The organism is Rhizobium sp. X9 (assembly GCF_018873185.1).
Classification (GTDB): Bacteria; Pseudomonadota; Alphaproteobacteria; order Rhizobiales; family Rhizobiaceae; genus Agrobacterium; species Agrobacterium oryzihabitans.
The window spans coordinates 180,618-193,250 of the sequence record NZ_CP071311.1 but is presented as its reverse complement, the minus strand read 5'-3'; the positions used below and the strand labels follow the sequence as shown (position 1 = coordinate 193,250).

Genomic DNA, 12,633 nt, shown 5'->3' with positions numbered 1-12,633 from the left:
TCGTGAAAGCCGGAGCCGATCCGGCAAATATGGGATGACAATATTTGACGTGCGCGTAAACGTCAAATAAATTCCGGTTGAATATCGCCTGCCCTTTCCGCCGAATGGATGGTCAGCCCGCGCGCGGGAGTACCGCGCGCCACAAAAGTTAAAAAATTCCCACCATAGTTAACCACTTCTTTACCACGTTTCGTGAATTCTCCCGACAGAGGTAACTGCTTCGTCCATCGGCGCATTTTCCTCCAAGGGGGCAAATACCGGCTCTAGAATTGCTGCATGTTGCGGCGACGGCATGTCCAGACAGGCAACCGTCGCGACAAACAACCGGGCACGCCGGACGGAAGCGAAGCGAGCGAGAAGATGAACGGATTGCGATCGAAAACCCAACAGCCAGGCGACAGATCGTCTCTTGATGCTCTCAATCGCACCATTGAAGGTCTTGAAGCCCGTATTGAAGGGCTGATGAGCCAGAAGTTCCCGCGCGAGCCGCGCACGGCGACCCCGGCGCCGGAACCGAAAACCGAGGCTTACGCCGCGCCGCGCGAACCACGCGCCACGGTTACGCCGCCGCAGCTCGACCCCGTCAACGAAATCCGCCAGCGCCAGCGCCTGCTCGAATCAAGCTTCCAGCGGCCGCAGGAACCCGTTGCACGCCCGGAACGAACCATTACCAGGCCGCTTGCGCCGGAGTATCGCCCAAACGAGGCGGCTGCCGCCGCACCGCGTGCACGCTCCATTCCGCCTTATCAGGAGCAGCAGCGTAACGACGCGGCCTTGCAGGAGATCGCACAGGCCCTCGTCAACCTGCGGCACGAGCTGAAGCACGACATTTCCGAAGGCGTGGCGCGCGAGGCGCAGGGGCTGCGTGCGGAGATCCGCAACATTCGCGCCATCGCGGAAGACCAGCAATTCATCGGCGATCTGCGCGACGATATCGCACGGCTTGCCGGCAGCATCGACCAGCTCGGCAACCTGGCATCGCCTGACGCCTATGGGCTGCGCAACGAATTCGAGGACCTGCGCCTGACGATCGACCAGCTTGCGCGTGAAGACAGCGTGCACCGGATCGAAAGCCGCTGGAACAATGTGGAAGATACGCTGCGCGGTTTCGACGCCACCTCGCTGCAGGATGAGATCGTTTCGCTCGCCTATCGTCTGGATGACATCAAGACCCAGCTCGGCGGCATGAGCAACAATCCGGCCGTGCGCGTGCTTGAAGAAAAGCTGATCGCCATTGCGAGCGCCGTGGAGCAGCTCGGCAAACATATACAGCCAAACGAGGCGGCCTTTACCGAACAGTTTTCCGGGCTGGATCAGCGTCTGGACGAAATCAGCCGCGCGATTGCCGCAACCGGCGCCCGCTCGAATGCCCAGGCCACGGATAATGCGCTGGCGCAGCGGCTGGAAACCCGCCTGAACGGCCTTGCCGAACAGCTTGATGACATCAACCGTCTTGCCGCCGCCAAGCCTGAGCCGGCGCTGGACCTGACCGCCCGTCTCGAAACGCTGGCCGGCAAGATCGATGAGCTCAGCACCGCCCGCGACGCCGCGCAGCTGCATGAGCGGCTGGACCAGCTTTCCCTGCTACTGGAGCGCTCGCAGCGCCCTTCGCAGCAGGCGGAACTGACCTCCTTCCTCAGCGACATTTCCCGCAAGATCGACGCGCTGGATCACGGCGCCGTCAATGATGGCCTGGCCGAACGGCTCGATACGCTGTCGCGGCGGATCGAGGACCTCGATTATCGTTACAGCCAGCCGCAGCCCGCATCGGGCTTCAGCGAAAGCGCCTTCTCCCGTCTGGAAGAGCGGCTCGGCAATATTGCCGCGCGTCTCGACGAGACCGCCCATGCCGCGCCCGCCGACAGCCACGCGCTAGCAAGCCTCGAAAACCAGATCGCCCATCTCTCGACGCTGATCAGCCAGCCGGTGCACGCACAGGCGAGCCTGCCCCCGGAACTCGATGCCCGCATGGCGGCGATCGAGGACTATATGGCGTCGAACGACGAATATATCATCGAAGCGGCGCGGCAGGCGGCCGAAGCCGTTCTGGACGCCTATACCCGCAACAACCTGTCCGCCGGCGCCAATCTCGCCGACATGACGATGCTGACCGATCTCGCGACCGATCTTCGCAGCCTTGAAGCCCTGAGCCGCAACACCGAAGAGCGCACGCATCGCACCTTCGAGGCGCTGCACGAGACGCTGGTGCAGATCGCCGGCCGGCTCGACAGTCTCGACAATCGCGAGGCTGTTCCCGCCTATCGTGAAGAGGCCGCGCCCCGCAACGTTGCGCAGCATATGGTTGCTCCCGCCCGCGAAGATGTGCCCATGCCGGCAGCAGTCTTCCCGGAGGAAGGTTATATTGCCGAGGAGCAGGCCATTCTCGACGCCGACGAGAAGGATGCGGATGCGATGACCGTCGTGCCGCCTGCTGCGGCAAAGCCGGCAAGGGCCGAAAAGAAGAGCCTGCTTGCCGGCCTGACGAAACGGTTCAGGAGCAGCACGGCGAAAGCGGCCAAAACCGCTGAAGAGCCGATATCCGCCACCTCCACCCGCACGCAGGTGGAGCCCGCGCCTTCGCTCGACCCGATTGACGTTCTGCCAGCCGGCCAGGAAAACGAGCTTCTGGAGCCGGGTTCGGGCGCGCCTGATATCAAGAAGATACTGGAACGGGTGCGCGCCAGCCAGGTTGCCGCCAGCGGCAAGGCCGCCGATGCCGAAGGGCGGACGGATTTCATTGCCGCCGCCCGCCGCGCGGCTCAGGCCGCCGCCATGGAAACGTCACCGGAGAAACTTGAAACCGGCAAGAAGAGCCGCAAGGCCGACGCCTCTGCGCTGTCGCGCTATCGTCGCCCGCTGCTGCTCGGTATCGGCGCCATTCTTCTCGCCATGATGGCCATGCCGCTCGTCAAGACGATGATCGGCGGCGCGGAAGCCCCGACACCACTCATCGAACAGAAAATGGACAATGCTCCGGTCTCCGCACTGCCCGAGACCGGCGACAACGCCGTGACAATCCCGTCCGATCTCGTCATCGATCCGCAGCAGCAGGCATCCGCCGACAGCATCGAAAACGCAGCACCGCCGCAGAATACCATTGATCCCCGCACCATCGGCGGCGCACCGCTTGCCGACGAGCCGCCGATCGCGGACGCACCGGTCGTGGATACGGCGACGCCTGACACGGTTGCAAAGAGCGAGCCGCAGGCACCGGCGCCAGCAGCTGCGACGGCTACCCCCGCGCAGGACGCGATTACGGTTCCCGCCGGCATCGAGCCCGCATCGCTTGCCGAGGCGGCCGCCAAGGGCGAAACACAGGCGCTGTTCGAGATTGCAGCACGCTACACCGACGGTCGTGGTGTGACCGCCGATCGCGCGGAAGCCGCCAAATGGTACAAGCTGGCGGCGGATCGCGGCCTTGCTCCCGCGCAATATCGTCTCGCCAACCTTTACGAGAAGGCAAACGGTGTCGAGCGTAACCTTTCCGAAGCCAAGCGCTATTACACACTGGCCGCAGATCAGGGTAATGCCGGCGCGATGCACAATCTCGCCGTCCTGCTCGCCTCCGACGCAGCCGGCCAACCGGATTTCACTGCCGCCGCACAGTGGTTCATCAAGGCTTCCGAACTCGGTGTCCGTGACAGCCAGTTCAACCTCGCCATTCTCTACGCCCGCGGAAGCGGCGTGAAGCAGGATATCGAGGAATCCTACAAGTGGTTCGCGATTGCAGCCAAGGATGGCGACGCCGACGCTGCCCAGAAGCGCGACGAGGTTGCAGGAGCGATGAACCCGCAACAGCTTCAGAGCGCTCAGGCCAAAGTGGAAGCATGGAAGGTCAAGCCGCTTTCGGAAGACGCCAACAGCGTCAACCCGCCCGAGGAATGGGCCGGCAAGCAGGGCGTCAAGACCGCTTCCGTTGACATGGAAAAGGCGATCCGCAACATTCAGGCAATCCTGAACAAGAACGGTTTCGATGCCGGCCAGCCTGACGGCAAGCTTGGCAAGAATACCGTCACCGCAATCAAGGACTTCCAGAAATCCGTGGGCCAGACGCCCGACGGGCGCATTACCAACGAACTGGTGACCGCGCTGCTGGCCCGCAACAAATAACCGTTCCGCAACGGTTGGAGCGGCCGCACCGGCCGCTTCCCTTCAGTTTGGCGTCGGAATGTGGCGCAGCCCCCACGCCTGGTCTCTATCTTTCCAAATTATCAACGTATTTACCGTTGAATGTTGACACGTCAGACCCTCGCGGGCATGACGAATGAAGGCTGGGCATGCCCGGTCTTTTCAGACAGAAAGTATAATCGCGGCGCGGCCCCCCTCACCCGGACAAGCCCTGCCGCCCGGAACCATTTGCCCGAGGTCCGAGCCGTGACTGTCTATCTGCCGATCGCAGAACTGTCGGTGAATATTTTCATCATTCTCGGCATGGGCGCGGCTGTCGGTTTTCTTTCCGGCATGTTCGGCGTGGGCGGCGGCTTTCTGATCACCCCGCTTCTGATTTTTTACAATATTCCGCCCGTGGTGGCTGTTGCGACCGGCGCGAACCAGGTGGTGGCCTCCTCCGTTTCCGGCTCCATCACGCATTTCCGGCGCGGGACGCTGGACGTCAAGCTCGGCAGTGTTTTGCTTGTCGGCGGTCTGGTCGGCGCCACGGTCGGCGTGTGGATATTCTCCTTTCTGCGCAGCATCGGCCAGCTCGATCTCATTGTCTCGCTGCTCTACGTCATCCTGCTCGGCACCGTTGGCGGGCTGATGCTGAAGGAAAGCATTTCCGCGCTGCGCCGCGCCGCCCGCAACGAAACCGTAACGCTGCGCCGCCCGGGCCATCACAACTGGGTTCATCGCCTGCCGCTGAAAATGCGGTTCAAGAAATCGAAGATCTATCTCAGCATCATTCCCATCGTGACGCTTGGTTTCGGCATCGGCATTCTCACCTCCATCATGGGTGTCGGCGGCGGCTTCATCATGGTGCCGGCGATGATCTATCTCCTCCGCATTCCGACCAGCGTGGTTGTCGGCACCTCGCTGTTCCAGATCATTTTCGTGACCGCCTATACGACCGTGGTCCAGGCCGCGACGAACTATTCCGTCGATGTGGTGCTGGCCTTCATCCTGATGGTGGCCGGCGTCATCGGCGCGCAATATGGCGTGCGCGTGGGGCAGAAACTGCGCGGCGAACAGTTGCGCGCGCTTCTGGCGCTTCTGGTTCTCGCGGTCGCCCTTCGCCTTGCGGTATCGCTGGTGGTGCGCCCGGAAGACCTGTTTTCGGTTGCCGTCGGAGGGTTAGGCTATTGACCCGCCATCTGTCGTTTGCCGCACTTTTTCTGGCGCCATTCCTTGCCTTTGGGAGCATGGCGTCGGCGCAGACGCCGCCGCTTGCCTTGCCGCCCGGTCCGCAGCAGCGATCCCTGCTGGAAAACATCGAAATCGGCGCTTCAACGACAGAAATTCCCATCGCCTCGGATTTTCGCGGCGCGGATTTCACCCTCTTCGGCGCGCTGAACAATACCGACCAATTGCTGCTCGCCATCGGGCAATATGATATCGTCGTAACGCTCGAAGGGCCGAGCGACTATATGACCGTGCGCAAGAAGGAGCGGGTGGCGGGCATCTGGATCAATACCAGCGCCATCACCTTCACACCCCTGCCGGAATCCTATTCCATGGCCAGCACGCGCGATATCAGTGCCGTTGCCTCTCCCGGCACCTTGCGGGCCATGGGGCTTGGCGTCGATCATCTGTCGCTGAAAAGCGCGGTCTTCTCCGGCGTGCCTGACAATGTCTTCGATTTTCAGGAGGCCTATCGTCGGCTCAAGCTTTCAAGCGGCATCTATCGCAACGATACGACCGGGGTGAGGCTGGAACGCACCGGCCTGTTCTGGGCGACACTGCGCCTGCCCGCCAACGTGCCGAACGGCGTGCACACCGCCCGTGCCTATCTGTTCAAGAGCGGCAAGTTCATCGCCCAGCGCGAGCTGAAACTGCGCGTCGTCAAGACCGGCATGGAACAGGCGATCACCGATGCGGCGCATCAGACGCCGCTTGCCTATGGCGCGCTATGCGTTCTGCTGGCCGTCGTCACCGGCTGGGGCGCCAGCATCATCTTCCGCAAGGACTGAGCGTTTTCAATCGCGCAAAAGAGAGCGTCTGCCGCCCGCGCGGGCAAAGATAGCATTCGCTTCCTTCCGGGGTTTGCTGTAAAATTCAAGATGTTACAACCGCGCACGCAGCTAATGGCGGCAAGTGCGGTTGTGACCGGGATGAAAAGGAGAAATGTCATGTTCAAGCACATTCTCATTCCCACCGATGGCTCGCCGCTGGCGCAGATCGCAATCGACCAAGGGTTCGCTCTCGCCAGAGAGGCAGGCGCAAAGGTGACCGTCGTGACGGTATCCGAACCCTTTCACGTGATTGCCAGCGATGTCGAGGACATTGCCGCCATTGCCGAAGAGGAATTCCACCGTTGCGAGGAGGCAGAGCATCTTCTGAGAGACACGCAGGCGCACGCCGCAGCCATGGGGCTTGATTGCGAGGCCCTGCTGGCGCGGGCGGGGCGGCCGGACGAGGCGATCATCGAAATCGCCGACAGAACCGGCTGCGACCTCATCGCCATGGCTTCACACCGTCGCAGAAGCTTCATCGAGATGCTTCTCGGCAGTGTCACGGCCAAGGTGCTGAAAAACTCGAAGATACCGGTGCTGGTCTACCGTCAATAGGCGGCCGAAGCGGAGTGATTGCGCTCAGCCGAGCAGATTTGAAAACCGCACCGAATAGATGCGGTCCCGTCCCATCAGATGCGCCACGAGTTCAGCGTGATCGAAAAGGCCGCGCATCGCCTTGTGGCGCAAATCCAGCCCGCCGCTCATAACCCCGAAGGCCGGCATCAAAAGCCGTGAACCATCCGTAGCAAAACAGGGCCGCCGCACCGTCTTTTCGCGACGGCGAACCGTGGCGGAGGGATGCAGGTGGCCGGCGATTTCGCCGGAGGCATCACCCGGTTTCGGCTCATGGCGGAAAACGAGATTGCCGTAAAACATCTCGTCCACCGAAGATCCCGGCAGATCGACCGTACCATCAGGATCGTGATTGCCGTTGATCCATATCCATTCCCGGCCGCGGGCCATCTCGCGGATGATTTCACGCAGCACGGGCGGCAGATGCTCGGACCCCACGCGGTCGTGGAAATTGTCGCCAAGGCTGACGACGATCTTCGGGTCGTAGCGGCTGACGAGGGAGGACAGGATTTTGAGGGTAGCGATGGTGTCATAAGGCGGCAGCATGCGCCCGCGCCGGGCAAAGGCCGCCCCTTTTTCCAGATGCAGGTCGGACACCACGAGCAGCGACAGGTCAGGCAGGTAAAGCCCGCCGAGCGGATCGCACCAGGCCGCGACACCGTTAACGGCGGTTTCGCTGCCGAGGCATTCGAAACCATTTGAAAATCTGTCGCTCAATGTGAGACGGCTCAGCACTTCTCGTTGTTCCTTCACCGGGTCCGCATATCGGATGGCCCGAAAGTCGTTTGCATCTGTCCGCCGGCTCCTAGGACATCGCTTCCGCGATCAGTTCGTCTGCGGCTTCGGCCAGCACATTGTCCATCGCCTCGCCCGCCACCGTCTCGCGGCCGATTTCCAGCATGACCGGAACGGCAAGCGGCGAGACATGTTCCAGCGCGCGATGGGTGGTGTGACCCTTGATTCGCTTGAGCATATCGCCAAGACGGCCGATGTCCAAAAGTCCCGCCGCGGCATCGCGCCGCGTCGCTTCCAGCAGGATATGGTCCGGCTCATGGCTGCGAAGAACGTCATAAATAAGATCGGCGGAGACCGTGACCTGTCTGCCGGTCTTTTCCTTGCCGGGATGGCGGCGCTCGATCAGCCCGGAAATGACGGCGCAATTGCGGAAGGTGCGCTTCAGCATGAAGGATTCGTCCAGCCACGCCTCCAGATCGTCGCCCAACATATCCTCGTCCAGCAGGTCGGCAAGCGACAGGCGGCGGGATTTCAGCCGGCTGCCGATATCCTCCATGGCCCAGATGGCGAGCGAATAATCGGTGGCGACGAAACCCATCGGCTTTGCGCCCGCCCGTTCCAGCCGCCGGGTCAGAAGCATGCCGAGCGTCTGGTGCGCCAGCCGCCCCTCGAAGGGATACATGACCATGAAGAAGCGCTTGCGGAAGGGGAAGGTCTCGACCAGCAGCTCGTCGCGCTTGGGAATGATCGACTTTTCCTTCTGGATCGCCAGCCAGTCGCGCACCTGATCCGGCAGGGCATGCCAGCGCGCCGGGTATGCCAGCATGGAGCGCACCTGATCCGCTAGGTAGGTGGAGAGCGGAAACTTGCCGCCGGCATAAGAGGGTATCTTCGGGTCCATGGAGAAGGCCTGGGAGACCAGGCATTCATTCTCCCTGATGCCTTCGAAGCGCAGCACCTTGCCGGCGAAGAGGAAGGTATCGCCCTGCACCAGCTGTTCGAGGAAATATTCCTCGACCTTGCCGAGCGACATGCCGCCGCGCCCGACCGTGCCCTTGGCATTGCGCTTGACCATGCGGACATTGAGTTCCGCCGCCTCGACGATGGTGCCGAGGTTCAGGCGATATTGCTGCGCGACCGCCGGATTGGAGACGCGCCAGCGACCGTCCTTCATCTGGCGGATGCGGGCGTAACGCTCATAGGTGCGCAGCGCATAACCGCCGGTGGCGGTGAAATCCACCACCCGGTCAAATGTGGCGCGCGGCAGATCGGCATAGGGCGAGGCGCTGGTTACTTCGCGATAGAGATCATCCGCATCGAAGGGCTCGGCGCAGGCCATGCCGAGTATGTGCTGGGCGAGAACATCGAGCGCGCCCTCGGCAATCGGCGGCGTGTCCTGCGCGCCGATATAGTTCGCATCCAGTGCAGCGCGGCACTCCATCACCTCGAAGCGATTGGCGGGAACGAGGATCGCCTTTGACGGCTCGTCCATGCGGTGATTGGCGCGGCCGATGCGCTGGGCAAGGCGGCTTGCGCCCTTCGGCGCGCCGACATGCACGACGAGGTCGACATCGCCCCAATCTATGCCGAGATCGAGCGTGGAGGTGGCGACGACGGCGCGCAATTTGTTTTCCGCCATGGCCGCTTCCACCCTGCGGCGCTGGCCGGCATCCAGCGAACCGTGATGGAGTGCAATCGGCAGATTGTCGTCATTGATTGTCCAGAGTTCCTGGAAAATCAGCTCCGCCTGCGAGCGGGTGTTGACGAAGATCAGCGTCGTCTGGTGGTCCTTCAGCGCGGCGTACAAATCCTTCATGGCGTAACGTGCCGAATGGCCGGACCACGGGATGCGCTCTTCCGTGCTCAGGATGGAGATATCAGGCTTTGCCCCGCCTTCGACGGTGATGAGGCCGGCGGGCGGCTCAGCCTGTCCCTGCGGCGCGAGATAACGGCGCAAATCCATCGGCTCCGCCACCGTGGCCGAAAGGCCGATAAAGCGCACGTCCGGAGCGTGCCGGCGCACCCGGGCGAGCGCCAGCGCCAACAGATGGCCGCGTTTGGAGGTGACGAGCGAATGCAGCTCGTCGAGCACCACATATTTCAGGTCACGGAAAAAGCGCTCGGCCTCCTTGTTGGCGAGCAGCAGCGAGACCTGTTCCGGCGTCGTCAGCAGAATATCCGGCGGTTTGACCTTCTGGCGCTGGCGTTTTCCCTGCGGCGTATCGCCGGTGCGCGTCTCGATGGAAATCGGCAGGCCCATTTCGGAGACAGGCCTAGTGAGGTTGCGTTCGATATCCACCGCCAACGCCTTGAGCGGCGAGATATAGAGCGTGTGCACGCCGACGAAGCCGGAGCCCGCCGGCACCTTGCCGCGTTCCGCCAGAGCGGTGAGCGAGGCCATGAAGCCGCCCAGCGTCTTGCCGGCGCCCGTGGGCGCGATTAGCAGCATGTTCTCGCCGCCGCGCGCCCGCGCCATCAGCTCCAATTGATGAGCGCGCGGAGACCACCCCTTTTCGGCAAACCATTTCTGGAATGGAAGGGGCAAAGCGCCGACATGCGTGCCGGAAATGGGAGACTCGGTGTGTTTCACGTCTTCAAGGTAGTGAAAAAGCTGCAAAAAAGAAGGGCGGAACGTGGTCGCTTGACAGAAAGCATAATCGCGGATAATTTTTATCCATGATACTGAAACGAACCGCACAGGGACAAGTCGGATGAAACTCGGCGACGGCGTGGAACAGGCCATTCACAGCGTGGGCATGCTGGCGGGACTTTCCGAAGGCGGCGTGCTGTCGGCGGCGGCGCTGGCGGAATTCCACGGTGTTTCCACCAGCTATCTGCTGAAGCATCTCCAGTCGCTGTCCAGTGCGGGGATTGTCGCTACCGTGCCGGGGCCGAAGGGCGGTTACCGTCTGGCTAGGGCGACCGACAGGATCACCCTTCTCGATATCGTGCTGGCTGTCGAAGGGCCGCAGCCTGCCTTCCGCTGCGCGGAAATCCGCCAGCGCGGGCCAACCCCCTTGCCGGGGCGTTATTTCACCAAGCCCTGCGGCATCAATGCCGCGATGCTGAAAGCGGAGAAGGCCTATCGGGCCGAACTCGCCAAAACCACCATCGCCGATATTCTGGACGATCTCGCCGCCAATGATGATGGCGGGATTGCCGCGCGTGGCTGCGCCTTTCTGGAGCTGAACGAGCGCAAGACGATGACGCGCTGAGACCCGAAAACAGGCCCCCCAAAAAAAGATCGACCTGCACCGGAGAGCTTCGCCGCTTTCCGGACCGATGACGCATGACTTCAAACAGACCCAACCAATGGAGAGACCCATGAAAACCCGTATCAACTATGCCAAAGCATCGCCCGAAGCCTTCAAGGCCGTCGTGGCTCTGGAAAATTATGTTCAGGGCAGCGGGCTCGAGCGCCGCTTCGTTCACCTCATCAAGCTGCGCGCCTCGATCATCAACGGCTGTGCCTTCTGTGTGGATATGCATGTGAAGGAAAGCCGCCATGACGGGCTCTCCGAACAATGGATCAACCTGATGAGCGTGTGGCGGGAATCCCCCGTTTATACCCAGCAGGAACGGGCGCTGCTCGGCTGGGTGGACGCGGTGACGAAGATTGCCGAAACCGGCGCCCCGGATGATGCCTTCGAGACGCTGAAGGCGCATTTTTCCGATGAGGATATCGTGAAGATCACGGTCGCCATCGGCGCCATCAACACCTGGAACCGCATCGCCGTCGGTTTCCGCTCGCAGCATCCGGTCGATGCGGCTGCGAAGGCGGCGTGACCTCTTAAACCCAAAATGGGCAGCCGCTACATGGCGATGTAGCGGTCGTTTCTGTGATTGATGGCAAGCGTGAGGTTCATGACCAGCGCGCCGAGGATGGAGCAGATGATGACGAAAGGTGTTGCCACGAAGAACGAGCAGGCCAGCACCATGCCGTCAAAGGCGAGCTGCACGAGGCCCGCGCGCCAGCCGAAACGATCCTGAAGATAAAGCGCGAGGATACCAAAACCGCCGAGACTGGTGCGATGACGGAACAGCGCCAGCATGCCAGCCGCGACGGTCAATCCGCCAAAGAGAGCCGCAGCAACCGGATTGATGCTCTGAAAGGCGAAAAAGCCGGGCATATATTCCGACAGCAGCGCCGTCATGGCGATGGCGCAGAAGGTCTTGACCGTGAAGGCAAGACCGAGGCGGCGGAAGGCGAGATAATAAAACGGAAGGTTGACGAGGAAGAACACCACGCCGAAGCTGAAGCCGGTGGAATAATGCGCCAGAAAGGCAAGGCCGACGGTGCCACCGGTGAGCAGGCCCGCGGCAGAAAGCAGTGTCACACCGAGCGAGACGAGCATGCTGCCGGCCAGAACGCCCTGGGCATCCTCCAGCATCGAATGACGATCGGGCGCGGAAGCCCAGATATTCAAGCGCCTGCGTGCAGTCGTATCGCCCATGCCTGTTCCCCTGATTTTCCGGCCTCTGTCGAGCTATTGCGCAAAAGCGCGATGGATTTCAAGCGTGCTTCGCTCACCGCACAACGATGTATCTGTCCGAGCGGTGATTGATGGCGAGAAACATGTTGAGCACGAAAGCCCCGACAATCGAATAGACGACGGTGGCCGGATCGATGACGAGGAAGGCGCAGAGCATCACGAAGGCATCGAAGGCCAGCTGGATCAGACCGGCGCGGATGCCGAAGCGGTCCTGAATATAGATGGCCAGAATGCCGATACCGCCCAGGCTGGCGCGGTGGCGATAAAGCGCCAGCAACCCGTAACCGAGAAGCAGGCCGCCGAGCAGGGCCGCCCAGAGCGGGTTAATGCTGTCAATGACCATCCAGCGCGCTTCCACTTCCGTCAGCACCGAAACGAGACCGATGGCAATGAAGGTCTTGAAGGAAAAGGCAAGACCGAGGCGGCGGAAGGAAAGATAGTAGAACGGCAGATTGACGAGAAAGAACAGGAGGCCGAAGCTGATGCCGAAGGCATAATGAATGAGGAAGGCGACGCCGGCTGTGCCGCCGGTCAGAAGGCCGACCTTGTTCAGCAGATAAAAGCCGAGCGCCGACACGATGGCACCGGTGACGATGCCCTGCACGTCTTCCACCGGCGCATGTTTCGCCGGGTCCGAACTCCACATGCTGTAAACGCTTCTCGTT

General features: G+C 61.8%; 11 protein-coding genes. 6 read left to right on the top strand and 5 right to left on the bottom strand.

Annotation, left to right across the window (positions count from 1 at the left end; all coding sequences use genetic code 11):
• Window positions 1-62 precede the first annotated feature (62 nt).
• Window positions 63-236 (bottom strand): hypothetical protein, encoded by a 174-nt coding sequence (locus JZY08_RS00980; RefSeq protein WP_216330682.1) that lies wholly within the window; start codon window positions 234-236, stop codon window positions 63-65.
• 124 nt (window positions 237-360) lie between these two features.
• Between JZY08_RS00980 and podJ the strand changes: the two genes are divergently transcribed.
• The 4 genes from podJ (at window position 361) to JZY08_RS00960 (ending at window position 6,722) form a co-directional block, all read left to right on the top strand.
• Entirely contained in the window at window positions 361-4,110 is a 3,750-nt protein-coding gene (gene podJ, locus JZY08_RS00975; RefSeq protein WP_216331479.1) for a cell division protein PodJ, read from the top strand.
• Between the two features lie 264 nt (window positions 4,111-4,374).
• A complete protein-coding gene (locus JZY08_RS00970) occupies window positions 4,375-5,301 on the top strand; it encodes a sulfite exporter TauE/SafE family protein (RefSeq protein ID WP_003522786.1) in 927 nt (308 codons plus the stop codon).
• Entirely contained in the window at window positions 5,298-6,125 is an 828-nt protein-coding gene (locus tag JZY08_RS00965; RefSeq protein ID WP_216330681.1) for a TIGR02186 family protein, read from the top strand. Before JZY08_RS00970 ends, JZY08_RS00965 begins: the two co-directional genes overlap by 4 nt.
• A gap of 159 nt (window positions 6,126-6,284) precedes the next feature.
• Window positions 6,285-6,722: a universal stress protein gene (locus JZY08_RS00960; RefSeq protein ID WP_006313302.1), complete on the top strand. Its 438-nt coding sequence runs from the start codon at window positions 6,285-6,287 to the stop codon at window positions 6,720-6,722.
• A gap of 24 nt (window positions 6,723-6,746) precedes the next feature.
• Here the strand turns inward: JZY08_RS00960 and pdeM are convergent, their stop codons facing one another.
• Window positions 6,747-7,475, bottom strand: a complete 729-nt coding sequence (pdeM, locus tag JZY08_RS00955; RefSeq protein ID WP_216330680.1) for a ligase-associated DNA damage response endonuclease PdeM — start codon at window positions 7,473-7,475, stop codon at window positions 6,747-6,749.
• A gap of 70 nt (window positions 7,476-7,545) precedes the next feature.
• Window positions 7,546-10,065, bottom strand: a complete 2,520-nt coding sequence (locus JZY08_RS00950; RefSeq protein ID WP_216330679.1) for a ligase-associated DNA damage response DEXH box helicase — start codon at window positions 10,063-10,065, stop codon at window positions 7,546-7,548.
• Between the two features lie 121 nt (window positions 10,066-10,186).
• Here JZY08_RS00950 and JZY08_RS00945 point away from each other — a divergent pair, with 121 nt between their 5' ends.
• Window positions 10,187-10,690, top strand: a complete 504-nt coding sequence (locus JZY08_RS00945) for an Rrf2 family transcriptional regulator (protein WP_216330678.1) — start codon at window positions 10,187-10,189, stop codon at window positions 10,688-10,690.
• A 109-nt stretch (window positions 10,691-10,799) separates the two neighbouring features.
• Window positions 10,800-11,261 (top strand): carboxymuconolactone decarboxylase family protein, encoded by a 462-nt coding sequence (locus JZY08_RS00940; RefSeq protein ID WP_216330677.1) that lies wholly within the window; start codon window positions 10,800-10,802, stop codon window positions 11,259-11,261.
• Between the two features lie 26 nt (window positions 11,262-11,287).
• On the opposite strand, the gene JZY08_RS00935 is transcribed toward JZY08_RS00940, so the two are convergent.
• Window positions 11,288-11,929, bottom strand: a complete 642-nt coding sequence (locus tag JZY08_RS00935) for a YitT family protein (protein WP_080833370.1) — start codon at window positions 11,927-11,929, stop codon at window positions 11,288-11,290.
• A gap of 73 nt (window positions 11,930-12,002) precedes the next feature.
• On the bottom strand, window positions 12,003-12,614 hold the full coding sequence (locus tag JZY08_RS00930; protein ID WP_003493741.1) for a YitT family protein: 612 nt from the start codon (window positions 12,612-12,614) through the stop codon (window positions 12,003-12,005).
• Window positions 12,615-12,633: the final 19 nt, after the last annotated feature.